The organism is Pseudoalteromonas carrageenovora IAM 12662 (genome assembly GCF_900239935.1).
GTDB classification, from domain to species: domain Bacteria; phylum Pseudomonadota; class Gammaproteobacteria; order Enterobacterales; family Alteromonadaceae; genus Pseudoalteromonas; species Pseudoalteromonas carrageenovora.
In genome coordinates this window covers 1-16811 of record NZ_LT965929.1, presented here as the reverse complement: position 1 = coordinate 16811, position 16811 = coordinate 1, and the positions used below count along the sequence as shown (strand labels likewise).

Sequence of the window (16811 nt, the reverse complement as noted above, 5' to 3'; positions counted from 1 at the left end):
CATGTCGATAACCAATCAATTAGCGTTATTTGTAGATGTAGTGCAACAAGGCTCATTTGCTAAAGCCGCCGCATTAAACGATATGGATAACTCATCACTTTCTAAGCAAATTAAAAAGCTTGAAAGCAGCTTAGGTGTGCAATTACTTAACCGGTCTACGCGCTCGTTTTCGCTTACCTCAGCAGGAGATGAAATACTCCAACAAGCGCATATTCTTATAGATACCCTTAGCGATATTCATAGTATTGCCGACTCGTACCAAGCCAAACCTAAAGGCATTTTACGCATTACCTCGGGCATGTTTTTTGGGCAACAGTATATTCAGCCTGTTATTAATATATTTATGCAAAAGTACCCAGAGGTAAAAATTACTCTAATGCTTGATGATAAGCGCAACGATATTATTAGCGACCATTACGATTTAGCGTTTAGAATTGGCAAACTTGACGACTCAAACTTAATGGCTAAAAAAATATCTGATATGCACTTTGCACTGGTTACCTCTAATGACTTTATTGCACGCCATGGTATGCCAAACACACCTGAGGAACTTTTAGCTTTACCTGCAATAGTTTATGGCAATGGCGATGTAAGCCTAGATCAAATTAAATTAAGCACTCAGCCTCATGGTGATGAATACAAAACCCACAAAATGAAGGGCAATTATAAAGTAAGCGACGTACGCGCCATGCTTGATGCCACAAATGCGGGTTTAGGGTATGTGATGCTTGATTTATTTAACCTAGAAAAACCCATAGACGAAATGGGGCTAGTGCCGCTATTAACTAATTATAAGCTCAGCGCATCGGGCACCGGTATTTATGCGCTGTATCCTCACCGTAAACAAACGCCACTGGTGAGCGAATTTATAAAAACTGTACAAGAGTATATTGGCAGCCCTGCATTTTGGGTAAAACATATTCCTAATTACAAACAGCTTTATAAATAACAGGTACAAAAAAGCCCCGTAAGGGGCTTGGGTATACTCAAAAAAACGTTATACACGAGATAGCTTAAAAACCTTCTAAAACCACTTTGCCTTTAGCTGTTTGGGTTTCAAGGTGCTGATGCGCTTTGCGTAAATTGGCAGCGTTAATTTTACCTAAGTGCTCACCTACCGTGGTTTTAATCTGCCCTTGGTCAATCATAGTGGCTACGTTGTTTAAAATAACGTGTTGCTCTTGCATGTCGTCGGTTTTAAATAACGAGCGAGTAAACATAAGCTCCCAATGTACCGACACGCTTTTATTTTTAAATGGCACAATGTTAAGCGTTTCAGGGTCATCAATTAGTGCAAATTGACCTTGTGGCTTCACTACTTTTTCAATTTCAGCTAAGTGCTGCTCTGTATTGTTTAAGCTTACTACGTAATCTACTTCGCTTAAGTTTTTAGCTGCAAACTCTTCACTTAACGGGTTACGGTGATTAACAATAGTATCGGCACCTAAATCTTCTAACCACGATATAGTTTCGGGGCGAGAGGCGCTTGCAATAATATTTAATTTAGTACGCTGCTTTAACAGCTGCACCATAATTGAACCCACACCACCGGCGGCTCCAATAACTAAAATGCTTTTAGAACCATCATTTTTAGCTACGTTTAAACGGTCAAACAATAATTCCCACGCAGTAATGCTGGTAAGCGGCAATGCTGCGGCTTCGCCATACGAAAGCGAACTTGGCATATGGCCAACAATACGCTCGTCAACTAATTGAAATTGCGCGTTACTGCCTGAGCGCGTAATGTCGCCCGCGTACCATACTTTGTCGCCTGGCTTAAATAACGAAACGTTTTCGCCAACTGATTTAACTACCCCAGTTGCATCCCAACCAATTACTTTATATTCGCCATCTGCTGCTGGCATTGCTTGGCGAATTTTAAAATCAACCGGATTAACCGATACCGCTTTAACCTCTACTAAAATATCGTGGCCGTGTGCTGCTGGCGTTTCAAGTTCAATGTCTTGTAATGATAATTCGTTTTCGATAGGTAAACTTTTTTGATATCCGATTGCTTTCATGGGAGTTGCCTCGTTAGCTAGTTAATACTCTGTGTTGATGACGCTATTTTGGCTTTATCAAGACTATTAAAAAAGAGACAAAACACCCAATTATTATGGGAATAAAATTCCATAATAATATAGGAAAATACTTAAAATCCCATTGCACATAGCTGTTATCGCTTTAAATTAGTAACACCTATTTAACTGTAACGGGGGTTTACAGTTAGCTTATATTGAGCTCAGTTAATTTATTCCACACACTTTCGCCACCGGGGTGCAAAGCCGCATGATATCTATACGCATAGTAAGTTATTGGCACGCAGTGGTGCTCACTCCCTACAACTACTAGGGTATTATTTTTAAGCTCGTTTGATATAACGTAGTCGGGCAGCCAGGCAATACCATTCCCTGCAACAGCGTGCACTTTTAAAAGCTCAGTCATGGATGAAACAAACACCTTTTTAAGCTTAGCGCCCGATATGATAGGCTCTAACTGCCGACCCATGTAGGAGTCGAGGCTGTAGGCTAAATGCGGTATAGGCGCTGCGCTTTCTAGGTTATATAAGGCTTTGCCTTGCTCGTCACAGGCGCTAACAGGTAATAACTTAGCATTACCTATTTTTTGATGACTAAACGGCGGCAGTTTAAGGCGTTCGTTATCAAAGGCAATAAGTAAGTCGCATTCACCTTGCTCTAGCGCTTCGGTGGCTTTGTCTACGTCTATAGCCTCTAAATTAAGTACAATGTCGCGCTCATCTTGTGTTTGAAAGTTAGCGAGTTGTAAGGTTAAAAAACTCGCTAAAGAATGTGCGGCCGCAACCTTTACAGAATAATTTTGCTGCACCGACAACTCCTCAAGCATGCTAACCGAGGTATTCATTTGGTTAACTAAATTACGCGCCGTTATATGAAATATTTTACCGCTTGGGGTAAGAGTAATAGGCAAGTTTTCTCGGTCGATTAGGGCTGCGCCCAGGGCGTCTTCAAGGGCTTTTATACGCCGACTAAATGCAGGTTGCGTAATATGCCTAAGCTTTGCCGCTTGCGAAAAGCTTTTTGTGTGCGAGAGCGTTAAAAAATCTTCTAACCATTTACTTTCAATATTCATAGCGACCACTTAGTTATGCAATTTATGCATGGGTGGTAAAATAATAGCATTATTCAAACTAAATAAAACACTATAAATTAAGCCTATAAACTCAATAACCGGAATGCAATCATGCTCAGAACTCTTGGCGTATTAGGTGGAATGGGGCCTTTGGCTACCGCCTCATTTATGAATCAGGTAATTGCGCTATCGCCCGCTAAAAATGATCAAGAGCATATACCTATGTTTATAAGGAATATCCCACAAATTCCTGACCGAACAAAATTTTTAATGGGTCTTGAAGATGAAAACCCATTTTTTGAGCTTAAAAAAGGCTTTAAAGAACTAACAAGCTTAGGTGTAAGCTGTATTGTTATTCCGTGTAATACCGCGCATTACTGGTACGACGCATTAACTCAAAATGCCGATGTACACACCATTAGCATTGTGAAAAGCGTTATTAAACAAGTTAAAGCAACCAATAAGCAGAGAGTGGGTATTTTAGCCACTACAGCCACACTAAATATGGGTATTTATCAAAACGCATTTGAGCAGCACAATATTGATTTTATTGAGCCAGGCACACAACAGCAAATGGCTATTATGGATGGTATAACCGCTGTAAAAGCAGGGGATTTAAATAAAGGGCGCAATTTATTAAGCAAGGCTTACGAGTCAATGCTTGCCCAAGGTGCAGATTGCGTGCTGCTTGGCTGCACCGAAATACCACTTGTGTTAAATGAACAAGCCAAACACTCGCCAGACACCTGCCTAGATACCATCGCTATTTTAGCGCAAGAGTGCGTTAACTGGGCATATGCAAACGCCCATCAATCAACGCTTTCAAGTGTGGCTTAATTAAATATTAGTTATAAATAGGTGTGCTTACACTGGCGCATTTAAGTAGCACACCTAAATAGCTAACTTACACTGGCGCGTTTTGTTCAATCAAGTTTTTAGCTTTTAACTCACTCCAAAACGCATCCGGTATAGTTACCTTCATTGATGCTACATTTGCGTTAATTTGCTCAGCCGTTCGTGCCCCAGGAACAATTGAGGCCACTGTAGACGGTGCTTCTGCAAATTGTAGTGCAGCTGTTTTAATGTCGATGCCATGCTTAGTAGCAACTTCACTAATTGCATTATACTTTTGCTGCATAGGCGCTGGTATTTTTGGTGAGTAATTAAAGCGATTACGCCCCGTTAAAAAACCGCCATTAAGCGGCGCACCAATAACCGCAGAGATCCCGCGTTTATCAAGCATTGGGAATGTTTTATTAAGTGCTTCTTTGTGATCTAAAATAGAATATTGCAGCGCTAATAAACAAATATCGGGATCTGACATATCAAGCGCTTTATAAACAGCGTGGGGCGTATTAACCCCAAAACCCCAACCTTTAATTATACCCTCGTCGCGCATTTTTGTAAGCTCAGGAATTGCGCCTTTTGCTGCTTGATCAAAGTATTTAAGCCAATCTTCGCCCATATCACTATTTTGAGGCGATAAATCGTGAATATAAACAATATCAAGCGACGCCACGCCAATTCTTTGTAGCGTATCTTCTATTGAACGGCGCGTACCCGAGGCTGAATAATCATACTTATAATGAAACGGTGAATGGTCGGCCCAGTGCCAGCTATTTTCTAAAGGCTCAGCAGAGGGAGTAAGCAAGCGCCCCACCTTGGAGGATAAAACAAAGTCTTCGCGTTTTTTATTACGTAATAAGTCCCCAAAGCGCCTTTCACTTAGGCTTAAACCATAAAACGGAGAAGTATCGTAATGCCGTATGCCTGCATCCCACGCAGCATTTAGCATTGTTAAGATTTCTGTATCGCTAGATATAGTATTAAAGCCGTTACCAGCCGCTAAACCACCTAGCCCCATTCGTGCTTCAGGGCGATAATGTTTAGCGTTCGTAACATCGTTAGTTGGAAGGGCTGCGCTTTTATCAATTGGGCCCTTAGTTGGCATAAGCTGCCCTTGAGACATTTTTACTTTTAGCTGCTCAGCCAATGCTGATGCACTAAAAATAGAACCCAAACTTAAAGCGGCTCCTGCTTTTATAAAGCTTCTGCGAGATACCATGTAACCTTTCTCCTTGAGTAACGTTAAATATCTACTCTATACGCTAGTATAAAACTCAAGCAAAAACAACATAAGCAGTTACAATAAAGCTCAACATTATCAACAGGATGGGTTAAATTAACAGGCACTGAACAAGCATTTTATTTAACATTACTGAATGATTGTTTCGCTTGTTAGTACAGTAATTAAACATGTACAAAATGGTGCACTTTAATGGCTTGATAAAAAAGTATACTTCCACCTTGGTGCACCTTTTAATTCCAACAAACACAATATGTAAGTGGTTACATTTATTACAATGTATACATAGCTAAACAAACGGTAAAAAATAAACAAGCAAAACTAAAAGCTTAATTTAGCTCTTTAGTAAAGCGCTTACGGTAGCGCTTTGTAAGCTTAGCTGTGCGTATTTGATCGCTTATCAAAGTAAAAATAGCGGAGGCATTTGCTTTAACATGTTTGCCTTGGCCAACTCGGCGAATTTGCCTTTTTACCAGCGCCATAGTGGCAAGCCCAGCAATAGTTTTGTCTGTAAAGATAACACGCGGCATAAGCAGGTTTTGCGTTGGCTCTGTTTGCCAGCAATTAACTAAATTAGGCTGATAAGCCAGTGCCGTGGCCATACCAACGAGCGCTACGCCTGAGCTAATTACTTTATTCGCTACATCTAATAGGCTAATGCCACCGGTGGTCATAATGGGTATGGTTGATTGCTCGCTAATTGCTTTGGCAAACTCTAAAAAGTAAGCCTCACGAGCAAGTGTACGCTCATCGCCTGTTTGTCCTTGCATAGCCGGTGCTTCGTAACTTCCGCCCGAAAGCTCTACAAAATCAACCTTTAATGCGCTTAGCATATTAACAACCGCTTGCGCGTCACTTGGTTCAAAGCCACCGCGCTGAAAATCAGCTGAGTTAAGTTTTATGGATACCGAAAAACTCTCGCTACAATGTGCTTTAACGCTTTTGGTAATTTCAAGTAATAAGCGGGCGCGGTTTTCAAGGCTACCACCCCATTTATCATCTCGTTTATTAGTAAGAGGAGATAAAAACTGTGCTAATAAATAGCCATGTGCAGCATGTATTTGTACGCCATTAAAGCCTGCTTTTTCAGCCTGTAAGGCTGTTTGTGTAAAACGCGTAACTACATCGTTAATATCACTTTGTGTCATTGCCTTTGGCTGAGCAAATAAATGTGAATGTTTACCCACATCAAGCGCAATGTCTGAGGCACTAAAGGCTTTTCCGCCCATATTTTTAAACACTTGGCGACCAGGGTGATTAATTTGCATAACAATTTTACAATCGTTCTGCTGCGCCAAGCGTGCAAGTTCTGCAAATGCTGTTATATCTGTTTGTTGCTCAAGTGCTAAGCCGCCTGGGCCTGTCATAGCAAGGTGATCGACCATAACATTACCGGTAATAATTAACCCGCAGCCGCCTTTTGCCCATTCACTGTATACATTTTTAAGCACTTGCGATGGCGTTTGGTTAGCCTCTGCGAGGTTCTCTTCCATAGCTGCTTTTACTACTCGGTTTTTAAGCGTTAAACCGCTTGGTAGGGTAAAGGGCGTAAATACAGCAGATTGTTCAAACTCAAACATACATATAAACCATAAATTGACATTACAGGCACTATAACCTTAAAGTCAGCTTTAAGGTCAACCCGCTTTTTATAGTAGAGGTAACAATGAAAATAGGTGAACTAGCTAAGCACTCGGGTATTGCAGCAAGCACCATACGGTATTACGAAAGTATAGGGCTGCTGCCACACGGTACGCGAAATAATAACGGGTATAGGCAATACGATAAGGCTAGTGTAGAGCAGCTTAAAATGATTAAGTTTGCACAAAGTTTAGGGTTTTCGCTTGAAGAAATCCCCTCCCTGCGTAAGCCTAATGAGGAGCTAGATCACAACGCCATTATTGTGCGCCTTGGTGAAAAACAACATGAAGCTAATGCACTAATAAAGCAGCTACAGCGTAAATCAGAGCGTATTGGTAATTTAATTACACTGCTTAATGCAAGCTGGTCTAATGGAGAGTGTATTGGCGATGAAAAAATAAATGAGTTATTGAATGAGGTGGAGTATTAAAGGCGTAAGCTAGTACATGTGAGCTTTAGTTGTATTAGTTTTGCGGCGCTTTACCATGAAAATTGATATAAAGCTTTTGTAAGTTGCCAGGCACTAGAGGCCAACCAACCGCAATAGTATGAGAACTTGCGCACCAAAATAGTGTCTCTACGTAATATACGTCTATGTATTCAATTACTTTTGCCTCAGCGTTTATTAGCTTTTCAGCCATAAAACTTAAATAACGCTGGGCTTGCTCCATATAGCCAAGAGCAAAAGCGTGTGTTGTGGCTTTAGCAAATGCCTCCATTTTAAACGTGGTTTCATCTTCATCATAGATGCTCATTAACGCTTTAACGTCAGGAAATTGAACGCTGATTTCGTTCAATAAGTTATAAACTACGTCATCAGTTTTCATAAATTGTGCTCTGCGCTTAATAGTCCAAAGCATTTTAGGTCGTGAAATTGCCCTTTCCAAAAACCACTTTGTCGCCTTGTGCCTTCCTCACAAAAGCCAAGCTTTAGTAAAAGTGCTTCTGATGCGTTGTTTCTTGGTACAGTGTCGGCTTGAATTCGATTTAAAGCCCCGCAACTTAGCAATCCATCAAAGGCAGCTTTTATAATTATACTAATGGCCTCAAAAGCATAGCCTTTACCCCAATACTGGTTACTAAGGTCGTAACCAATAAATGCGTGCTTCATTGGTATTGACCAACTATTAAAACCACAAGTACCTATTAACTCATCAGTATTTTTTAAACGGATAGCCCAGCGGATCCCTTCACCATTTTTATATCTATAATTGAATAAATCAATTAACTTATCAGCTTGGGAGATTTGGGTTAAGGGCGCCAGATCATAGTATTTAGTAACTTGTTGGTCTGAAAAAAGAGCAAAAATAGCGTCTCTATCCTCATAATTTATAGGGGTTAACGCTAACCTTTGTGAACTGAGTAAGGGAAAAACCATTAACCTTCCTTTTAATGTATAAAACAGTAGAGATAAATCGAACTTAATCCAGCTCTAATTGGGCTTTTTCTACGCTTTCGTTTGGTAGCTCTTTTTGAACCGATACACCTAGCTCTTTAAATTCTGAAGCTTGTTTAATTAAGTTACCTTTACCACGGTAAAGCTGTGAAAAGGCTTTATCGTAACTTTCTTTTGCGCGGTCTAGTTGTTTGCCAACACCTTCCATACTCGTTAAAAAGCCATTGAGCTTGTTGTAAAAGCGCTCTGCACGATTCGCCAGCTCTTTAGAGTATTTGGTTTGCTCTTCAAAGCGCCACAGCTGTTTAACAATATTAAGGCTTGTAAGCAGAGTAGTTGGCGTAGCAACTAAAATATTTTTTTCGATGGCTTGTTGGTAAATATCGCTTTGGTATTTAAGCGCCTCTACAAAGGCAGACTCAATAGGGACAAACATAATAACCACTTCAGGCGAGTTTATACCAGGGAGTCGATCGTACGATTTACTGGCAAGCTCGTTAATACGCGATGTAACGGCATTTACATGCTCTTTAATTGCTTGGCTAGCCACTAATTCGTTTTCGGCGTTAACGTAACGGGTATAAGCATTTAGCGATGTTTTAGCATCAATCACTAAGTGGCGGCCCTGTGGTAAATACACCACTACGTCGGGGCGCAGTCGACCGTCTTCAGTGTTAAACGATACTTCGCGTTTGTAGTCAGTACCTGCACGCAGGCCTGCGCTGTCGAGTACGTTTTCGAGCATTAGTTCGCCCCAATTACCTTGCGTCTTTTTTTGCCCTTGCAGTGCATTACTGAGCTTATCGGCTTGCTCGGTAATAGCTTGGCTTTTCGCTTGTAAATGCAGTAGCTCAGTTTTAAGGGCAGCACGTTGCTTTAAATCTTCAACGTGAATAGATTCCATTTTATCTCTAAAGCCTTTTAGCTCCCCTTGTACTGGTTTTAATAGTTGCTCAATGCTTTCTTGATTTAGAGTTTTAAAGCTTTGCGATTTTTCTTCTAAGATTTTATTAGCGAGATTTTCAAACTCTTTTTTAAGCACATTTTTACTTTGCTCTATTTGCGCGAGCTGCTCGGTAAAGTTTTGCTGTTTTTGTTCAAGCGTAGTGCGCATATTATTATATTCAACATCGCGCTGATTAAATTGCTCACGCAGAGCAGTTAATTCGCCTTCGGCTTTACGCCAAAAATGGTTGTATTGAACGCTTTGTTTTTCTTGCTCGCTAAAGCGGGTTTTAAAGTGCTGTGCTTCGTCGCGTTGCTCCTGATGAGTATGCTCTAGCAGTTCGTGATCTTCTAGTAAGGTATTGTATTGCTGCTGTTTATTATCAAACTGATTTTGTAGTAATGAAAGTTGCTGTTGCTGCTCGCTAATCTGTTGATTTAATTTTTTACGAAGCTGCGCAGCTACAAGACTATAAAGCAATGCGCCTGCGGTAACGCCAGCGCCCAGACTTAACCAGTCAATATGAGTGAGTAATTGGGTAAACATAAAATAAACTTATAAAATTTAGAGACATGCCATCATAACCAATAACATTGATGCGGGGTAGGGGAAGTAACTAAAGCTTTAACTTAGATAAAAAAAGCCAGCTAGAGGTAAGCTGGCTCAACATTACATAATTAAGTAATCAAAGGGAAAAATAATCTACTGCTGTTTATCAGCAGGTATAACAGTAGACCGTGTAAACAAAAAAACTATTCAAAACATTTACTTTAGACATAAAAAAAGCCAGCTCAAAATGGGCTGGCTCAATCATTACTAAATTTAGTAACCAATCAGGGTAATCAACATGATGCTTGAGTTAACTGCAATTAACCAACAAGCATAATAGTAGACGCCCAACTTTAAATTAAGTTCAAAATAGCAGATAAAAAATTTAAATATAAAAATTAAGGAAAATTTTAGACATAAAAAAAGCCAGCTAAACTAGGCTGGCTCAATCATTACTAAACTTAGTAACTAAACGGGGAAATCAACATGAAGCTTGTGTTAACTGCAATTAATCAACAAGCATAATAGTAGACGCCCGACTTTAAATTAAGTTCAAAATAGCAGGTAAAAAATTTAAATATAAAAATTAAGGCAAATTTTAGGTATAAAAAAAGCCAGCTAAACTAGGCTGGCTCAATCATTTCTAAACTTAGTAACTAAACGGGGGAAATCAACATGAAGCTTGTGTTAACTGCAATTAATCAACAAGCGTAATAGTAGACGCCCAACTTTAAATTAAGTTCAAAACTATAAATAAATATTTTTAAATATAATAATTAAGAAAAATTACAGGCATAAAAAAGCCAGCTAAAAGGCGCTGGCTCAGTGGTTACTAAAATTAGTAACTAAATAGGGGGAATCAACATGAAAACTTGTATTAACTGCAATTAATCAACAAGCATAATAGTAGACGCCCAACTTTAAATTAAGTTCAAAAATACTGATAAATATTTTAAATATAATAATTAAGGAAAATTACAGGCATAAAAAAGCCAGCTAAAAAGTGCTGGCTCAGTGGCTACTAAAATTAGTAACTAAATAGGGGGGGAATCAACATGAAAACTTGTATTAACTGCAATTAATCAACAAGCATATTAATAGACGCTTATTTTTAAATTTAGTTCATTAAAATTTAATTTTTAATGAGTGATAACATTTGTTGCTCATCAAACTGTGTAAAACTCATAGATTTTTCGGTAAATAAAGCATCTACAAGCGCTTGCTTATCTTGCTGCATTTTAAATACTTTTTGCTCGATTGAATTGCTCATTATTAGTTTATATACAAATACGGGATTAGTTTGGCCTATACGATATGCCCTGTCGGTGGCTTGCTTTTCTACAGCTGGGTTCCACCACGGATCAAAATGAATAACAGTATCGGCTTGCGTTAAATTTAAGCCAGTGCCACCGGCTTTTAAACTAATTAAAAACACCGATGTTTTACCACTTGTAAACTCATCTATTACTTTATCGCGATGACGAGTTTGCCCTGTTAGCATACTAAAATTAATGTGTATTTCTTCAAGGCGTTTAGCTATTAAATCAAGTGCCGATGTAAACTGGCTAAAAATAATTATTTTACGACCAAGGCTTAATATAAGCGGTAAATGTGTTGCGAGCCACTCAAGCTTTGCTGATCCTGCTTGGGTTTCTGGGTCTATTAATTTTGGGTGGCAACAAATTTGTCTTAACTTTAATAGCGCTTCTAAAAAAGCCAACTTACTTTTTTGCACGCCTTGCTCTGCAAATAAGTCTATAAGCTTTTCTTCCAATGAGCGTGTAATGCCTTGATACATTTCTTTTTGCTTAGGCTCAAACTCAAACTCTTTTGTTAACTCTGTTTTTTCTGGTAGCTCTTGAGCAACTTGCGCTTTAGTACGGCGCATTATAAAAGGCATAATTAAGGCTTTTAGCTGCTCTGCACGATCCATATCAGCTTCGCGCTCGATAGGCGTTTGAAAATGTTGTTTAAAATGAGCCTGCGAGCCAAGTAGTGACGGCATAGCAAAGTCGAGTAATGACTTAAGTTCAAGTAAGTTATTTTCAATAGGGGTACCGCTTAAACATAATTTAAACTCGGCATTTAAGCGTTTGACTAAACGCGAAACCTGCGCTGTATCATTTTTAATATATTGAGCTTCATCGAGTATAATATTTTCAAAATAAAGCGGTGAATAGTACGCTATGTCGCGCTTTAAAAGCGGATAGGTTGTAAGTATACACTGCGCCTGAGCTAGGTGCTGTAATGGCTCATTTCGCTGAGCACCAAAAATAGTCGTTACTTTTAAACTTTTAGCAAATTTAGTGATCTCGTTTTGCCAATTACTAACTAAGCTCGTAGGGCATACTATAAGTGTAGGCCCAGCTTGAGGGCGGTTAAAAGTGCTCGCTAAAAAAGCGATTACCTGAAGTGTTTTTCCAAGCCCCATATCGTCGGCTAAAATCCCACCTAACTGATGGCGCTTTAAAAAGCTAAGCCAATCAACGCCTTGTTGTTGATACTCCCTAAGAGTAACGGAGTCGTTTAACCCATGTAAAGCAACAACAGGCATAGCGTAGTCTGTGCTATTTAGCTCTAATAAATATCGCTCTAAAGAATCGTCGTGTAGCTCTACATTTATAGCTGTTTGCTTTACCAGTTCAGGTAAGTACGATAGCGGTATATTAAATTCATCTCGCGTTTTTACAAATTCAAAACGTTCTTTAAATTCGTTAATTAAGTTAATTGCTGATTTATTAATAACCCCAAATTGTCGGCCTACTGGGTAGTAATAAAATAATTCACTTTGTCGATTTAATGACTGATATAGCGGATCAGTATTAGTAAAAAGAGGGGTCGCTTTTGCTTCACCAAGCAAAACTTTACAGTGCATTTGATGCCCTGCAGCGCGATGAACATGCAAGCTAACTTCCGATTGAGGATTAGGACTACTAACTTTGCTTACACTTACTTGCCAGCCTCGCTCTTTAAAACTAGGAAACACTTCAAATATAAGCCAGTGCAAATGAATAGGAGATTGTTTTATAAATACAAATTCACTTTGTAAACCCCCTTTACAAAATTCGAAACCGAGATTAGTAAGCTCATTGGTTACTGTATTTTCAAAAGCACTATTTATTGTATTAGCAGGGGCAGAGCCTGCTAAATAGTTTTTATTTTTATACTTAAATAATAATGAAAGCGATAAACCGCGCTCACCCATTGTTATTTTTAATACCGCATTACTAGAAGGCTTAGGCAAACTAGGCTGTAAATTAGTTGGATGCGGAATAACACCCACACCAAAATTATCCGCTAGTTGTTTATAAATACGATCAAAATTAGCATCGTGCAGGGCAGGCATGGTTTGTAGATGAGCAATTTCGTCACCACTTAATGGAGTACGAATGCGCCCAGCTTTTAAATGGTCTAAGTCTATATATGTAGGAGGCGTAGTTTTTAACAATGCCCAATTTTGGCTTTGCTCAAGCTTGATAACTAATTGCGAAAGGTCTTTATTTTGTTCCCAATTAAAACTCAATGCTTGACCAGTTTGAGCCTTTATAGGCACACGAGAACGTTGAAAAAACAAACGTTCTGTTGCGATTAACTGCTGCAAAGCACTAAAGCCCCATTGGCCTTTAAGCTCAATGTTTACGACTGCATTTTGCGAGCGGATCCAACTAAATAATCTAAAATCGCTTTCGAGTAAATCGTTTGGAGTAACAAAGCTATTGAGCTGTTGCTCGGTAAGGTTTCTTCCTAGGGTGTAATTTTTTTTGTTTTCAACGTTAGCTATTTTTGGTGTTAAAAATACTTTGTTATTTTCAATATCTAAAACAAATAAAAGTACTTGCGATGGCGTTTTTTTATCGTTGCTTTTAAGTGCACTTAACTCGCTAAACCAATCATTTATAAAGTAGTCTTCTCCGTATTCACCAGAGTGTTCTATTTTAAGTTTAAATAAAATGGCAGCCAAATGGCGACATTTGGTTTTTGCGTTACATGTACAATGAGTGTCAACAGAATAACCAGTTGGTACTTTACTGATCTCAATACGTTGATTAAACGATGAACCGTTATCGCCTTGAACCGTAGAGTCCACAACAGAAAAGTTTGGTGTGTGCTCAAGCCAGCTAATTTGACCATTTTTATAATACTCTTTGCCTTTATCAAGAACACTTTCGCGAAAAAGCTTTTTTATAAAGCGTTCAGACAGGGGAAACTGAGTTGCCTGCTCATTTTTTATTTCTTCAAAAATAGCCATTAAATCATTTTTTGATAAGTTAGCAGACATGTCACTCTAAGCATTAAATTTTAAAAATAATTCTGCCAGTATATGCCTTATGTGCGTTGAGCTAAAGCAATATTAACGCAATACAAACTGGTTGGAGCTGATAGGTTAGTAAAAAATCGGTTTATAGCTAAATATGAGCAAAAATTTTTACTAACTGAAATTTAAAACACAGCAAGCTCACAACTTGTATACAAGTTAACAACAAAACAAGGGGCATTACAGATCATAATTTTACTAACGCAGTGGGTTAAACGTGTTTGAAGCAATAAAAGTAACAATTAAGTTAGTAAAAAATTGATCTTCGGTGGGTACGTAAGGATTTTTGAGGCTGTTGGTTGGCAACAAGATCAGATTTTTACCAACTTAAGTATCTGCCAGATCACTATTTAACTAACTAAACAGCACCGGCAGATCATTATTATACTAGCTAATTAAAAGCACCTAAAAGCTTTGTAAGCTGTTCTAAACGCTTATCAGTCATAACTTTATTATCTATTTTAATAGAAACATCACCGCTTTTAATATTACGCTGTACTGATATAAATTTGTTTTCAAGGACTGCTTCACGTTTTGCAGCAACTTCAGGCTCTGCAGTTAGGCGCTTAGTTATAGCCATAGCACGCTTGTCGTCGCTTGTAATAGCATTAAGCTCTTCATCGTTAGCAAGTGCATTAACAAGCTGGTTAAACGCAGCTTCGTCTCGCTCCTTTGCAATTACCAGCTTTTTAGCTACTTCACGACCAACATGATTAGCTGTAGGATAAAGTGAAATAACATCAGCAGGAATTTGCTCATATGCTTTTACCGCATCAGCAATCGCAGTATGTGAAACACCTTCAATGGTCGCTATTTCACGGTACGAGCCTTTTTTACCTTGCTCAATTAATTCATTTTTAGTTTGCTGATAAGCTTGGCCGAGTTCCCATAAGCTAGGCGCGATGTATTGATCAGACGATACAGCTAAAATTTTAGCATCTTGATCTGTAAAATCAGTAGAGCTAAGCACTAAGTAATCGGCGTTACCTAAAATACAAGCTTTTCGTCTACGTGAGCCTGCTAGTACTAAGCTAGTATCATTTTGCTCCCATAAAAGTGCTGGGTGTTGGTTACGACCATCTTCGCTAATAGCAGGTAATATATCCGATACCGACTTTTCGTTAAGCAGCGCTTGAACACGGCGGTTTTTACCATAAACCTGGGTACTTGCTTCAATATCGCTGTGTGGGATCACTTTACAAACTAGGGTAATTTCGCGCGTAGGATCACTTGGAGCAGGCATTCTAATTACATCGCCAGCGCTGGCTTGCTCTAAAAGTGCATCAAGACTGCTGTTACCTACAGCTGTTGCAAATGGATCTAAGCGGGTGTCGTTTTTACGTTTTCTAGCCATTTTTATTTAACATCCTTACTTAGGGGTATTGAGTGATGATTGAGTAGACTGCCAATTTGATCGAATTAACATTTCAAGTTCATCTACTACGTCTTTGATATTTTCTTGAGCACGCATTAGTGACTCTCGGCTTGCTAAACTATCAGACGCTTTTTGATCAAAAATAGTATTAAAAGACGATGAACTAGCAGTAATTGCAGAGCTATGGTTAATTGGATAACTCATTACTTGGCGACCAAAAGCACTGCGAACATCTTTTACTATATCTCGTTGAGAGTGATTACCTTTTACATAGTTGGTCACCAAAAATTGCATAAAGTCCCAACCATTATGGCCTAGGGCTGCAACAGTATGATAAATCTCACCTAATCGTTTTAAGTATTTATTGTTAGCATCAAAATCAACAGCTTCTGGATGAACAGGAATAAGCATAGCAGTAGATGCCATTAAGGCGTTATAAAACATAAAGTTAAGGGTAGGGGCTGTATCAATTAATATAATGTCAAACTCATCTTTAACGGGGTCTATTACTTTTTCAAGTAACTTATGATAATGGCGAGTTTGCTCATAATTAGAGGTGTCTTTGAGTAAAGTAGCAGTTTCGTGCTCAAAATAAAAATCGTCCATACCTGATGGTAAAACACGAATATTAGGAATATGGGTTGGTAAAAATGAATTAGAAACAAACTCTGGCCAAGTTTCACCTTCGTCTAAATCAATACAGTCACGCATTAAATCGCCAACAGTAATTGGATCGTGCTCACTTGAAGGAAAGAAGCTTGATGATGAACCTTGCGGATCTAAATCAATTATACCAATACGATAACGTTTGATATTTGTAGTTGCTAAAGCAGCTGCAATATTAACCATGCTCGTTGTTTTACCACAGCCACCTTTAAGCGAATTAATTACTATAACTTGTAATTTGTCGTCCTCAGCACGGTGATCTGGCTTAATATCCATAATATCAGCCATAGCAAAAATGTTTACTAAAGTGTAAGCATAGTGGCCATTAGCACCGCGTTTTATATTAAGATCGTCAAAATCACCGTTATCATGTCGTCTTTTTAGGGTACGATTATTACAACCTAGTAAATCAGCTGCTGCTTTTTGAGTGTAGGTTCTTAATTCTTTTTCTTCTGATTTAAGATGAGCGCGGTAATGTTGAATACGTCCTTCTAGTGATTTTTCAGCAACTTCGGCAGTTGCTTTTAAAAGCCGGTAGGTACTTAGCGCGTTATTATTGATAGACATACTTTCTTCCTCAAAGTTAGGCTGCAAGTATAATGTCCATTCAATTAGCTGTAAACAACTATTTAAGACGACATGCATTTTAATAACAAGACATTCAAAAATATTTTTACACCATTAATATTGCTTAGTATAAATAAAGAAGTTTAAAGGTGGTTAAAT

13 protein-coding genes are annotated in these 16811 nt (G+C 38.7%); 3 read left to right on the top strand and 10 right to left on the bottom strand.

Annotated elements, in window-relative coordinates; translation table 11 throughout:
* Position 1 precedes the first annotated feature (1 nt).
* Positions 2-949, top strand: coding sequence for a LysR family transcriptional regulator (locus ALFOR1_RS16440; protein ID WP_104643698.1), 948 nt, complete (start codon positions 2-4; stop codon positions 947-949).
* A gap of 64 nt (positions 950-1013) precedes the next feature.
* On the opposite strand, the gene ALFOR1_RS16435 is transcribed toward ALFOR1_RS16440, so the two are convergent.
* Both ALFOR1_RS16435 and ALFOR1_RS16430 read right to left on the bottom strand, forming a co-directional pair.
* A complete protein-coding gene (locus ALFOR1_RS16435; protein ID WP_104643697.1) occupies positions 1014-2021 on the bottom strand; it encodes a zinc-binding alcohol dehydrogenase family protein in 1008 nt (335 codons plus the stop codon).
* 205 nt (positions 2022-2226) lie between these two features.
* Positions 2227-3111: a LysR family transcriptional regulator gene (locus ALFOR1_RS16430; protein WP_058550380.1), complete on the bottom strand. Its 885-nt coding sequence runs from the start codon at positions 3109-3111 to the stop codon at positions 2227-2229.
* A gap of 111 nt (positions 3112-3222) precedes the next feature.
* On the opposite strand from ALFOR1_RS16430, the gene cuyB reads away from it, so the two are divergent.
* Positions 3223-3948 carry a cysteate racemase gene (cuyB, locus tag ALFOR1_RS16425; protein WP_104643696.1) on the top strand — a complete coding sequence of 242 codons (726 nt, stop codon included), beginning with the start codon at positions 3223-3225 and terminating at the stop codon, positions 3946-3948.
* Positions 3949-4015: 67 nt separating this feature from the next.
* Here the strand turns inward: cuyB and ALFOR1_RS16420 are convergent, their stop codons facing one another.
* Both ALFOR1_RS16420 and ALFOR1_RS16415 read right to left on the bottom strand, forming a co-directional pair.
* Positions 4016-5176, bottom strand: a complete 1161-nt coding sequence (locus ALFOR1_RS16420; RefSeq protein ID WP_104643695.1) for an aldo/keto reductase — start codon at positions 5174-5176, stop codon at positions 4016-4018.
* A 350-nt stretch (positions 5177-5526) separates the two neighbouring features.
* The gene (locus tag ALFOR1_RS16415) at positions 5527-6777 is read right to left on the bottom strand and encodes an NADH:flavin oxidoreductase/NADH oxidase family protein (RefSeq protein WP_104643694.1); all 1251 of its coding nucleotides are present in this window, start codon (positions 6775-6777) and stop codon (positions 5527-5529) included.
* Positions 6778-6863: 86 nt separating this feature from the next.
* On the opposite strand from ALFOR1_RS16415, the gene ALFOR1_RS16410 reads away from it, so the two are divergent.
* Positions 6864-7268 carry a MerR family transcriptional regulator gene (locus tag ALFOR1_RS16410; protein ID WP_104643693.1) on the top strand — a complete coding sequence of 135 codons (405 nt, stop codon included), beginning with the start codon at positions 6864-6866 and terminating at the stop codon, positions 7266-7268.
* Between the two features lie 34 nt (positions 7269-7302).
* Here ALFOR1_RS16410 and ALFOR1_RS16405 read toward each other — a convergent pair whose 3' ends face one another.
* The 6 genes from ALFOR1_RS16405 to ALFOR1_RS16380 all read right to left on the bottom strand — a co-directional run bounded on the left by ALFOR1_RS16405 (position 7303) and on the right by ALFOR1_RS16380 (position 16652).
* Positions 7303-7665, bottom strand: a complete 363-nt coding sequence (locus ALFOR1_RS16405; RefSeq protein WP_104643692.1) for a DUF7674 family protein — start codon at positions 7663-7665, stop codon at positions 7303-7305.
* Complete coding sequence (locus ALFOR1_RS16400) at positions 7662-8216, bottom strand: GNAT family N-acetyltransferase (protein WP_104643691.1); 555 nt, start codon at positions 8214-8216, stop codon at positions 7662-7664. The genes ALFOR1_RS16405 and ALFOR1_RS16400 overlap by 4 nt, the downstream gene beginning before the upstream one ends.
* A gap of 43 nt (positions 8217-8259) precedes the next feature.
* Positions 8260-9726, bottom strand: coding sequence for a DNA recombination protein RmuC (gene rmuC, locus ALFOR1_RS16395; RefSeq protein WP_104643690.1), 1467 nt, complete (start codon positions 9724-9726; stop codon positions 8260-8262).
* Between the two features lie 1135 nt (positions 9727-10861).
* Positions 10862-14008 carry a DEAD/DEAH box helicase gene (locus ALFOR1_RS16390; RefSeq protein ID WP_104643689.1) on the bottom strand — a complete coding sequence of 1049 codons (3147 nt, stop codon included), beginning with the start codon at positions 14006-14008 and terminating at the stop codon, positions 10862-10864.
* Positions 14009-14435: 427 nt separating this feature from the next.
* Complete coding sequence (locus ALFOR1_RS16385; protein ID WP_058550361.1) at positions 14436-15398, bottom strand: hypothetical protein; 963 nt, start codon at positions 15396-15398, stop codon at positions 14436-14438.
* A gap of 15 nt (positions 15399-15413) precedes the next feature.
* Positions 15414-16652 (bottom strand): AAA family ATPase, encoded by a 1239-nt coding sequence (locus ALFOR1_RS16380; protein WP_104643688.1) that lies wholly within the window; start codon positions 16650-16652, stop codon positions 15414-15416.
* Positions 16653-16811: the final 159 nt, after the last annotated feature.

Coding starts and splice junctions, on each gene's coding strand:
- ALFOR1_RS16440 (WP_104643698.1), top strand. CDS start 2: ATGTCGATAACCAATCAATTAGCGTTATTTGTAGATGTAGTGCAACAA.
- ALFOR1_RS16435 (WP_104643697.1), bottom strand. CDS start 2,021: ATGAAAGCAATCGGATATCAAAAAAGTTTACCTATCGAAAACGAATTA.
- ALFOR1_RS16430 (WP_058550380.1), bottom strand. CDS start 3,111: ATGAATATTGAAAGTAAATGGTTAGAAGATTTTTTAACGCTCTCGCAC.
- cuyB (WP_104643696.1), top strand. CDS start 3,223: ATGCTCAGAACTCTTGGCGTATTAGGTGGAATGGGGCCTTTGGCTACC.
- ALFOR1_RS16420 (WP_104643695.1), bottom strand. CDS start 5,176: ATGGTATCTCGCAGAAGCTTTATAAAAGCAGGAGCCGCTTTAAGTTTG.
- ALFOR1_RS16415 (WP_104643694.1), bottom strand. CDS start 6,777: ATGTTTGAGTTTGAACAATCTGCTGTATTTACGCCCTTTACCCTACCA.
- ALFOR1_RS16410 (WP_104643693.1), top strand. CDS start 6,864: ATGAAAATAGGTGAACTAGCTAAGCACTCGGGTATTGCAGCAAGCACC.
- ALFOR1_RS16405 (WP_104643692.1), bottom strand. CDS start 7,665: ATGAAAACTGATGACGTAGTTTATAACTTATTGAACGAAATCAGCGTT.
- ALFOR1_RS16400 (WP_104643691.1), bottom strand. CDS start 8,216: ATGGTTTTTCCCTTACTCAGTTCACAAAGGTTAGCGTTAACCCCTATA.
- rmuC (WP_104643690.1), bottom strand. CDS start 9,726: ATGTTTACCCAATTACTCACTCATATTGACTGGTTAAGTCTGGGCGCT.
- ALFOR1_RS16390 (WP_104643689.1), bottom strand. CDS start 14,008: ATGTCTGCTAACTTATCAAAAAATGATTTAATGGCTATTTTTGAAGAA.
- ALFOR1_RS16385 (WP_058550361.1), bottom strand. CDS start 15,398: ATGGCTAGAAAACGTAAAAACGACACCCGCTTAGATCCATTTGCAACA.
- ALFOR1_RS16380 (WP_104643688.1), bottom strand. CDS start 16,652: ATGTCTATCAATAATAACGCGCTAAGTACCTACCGGCTTTTAAAAGCA.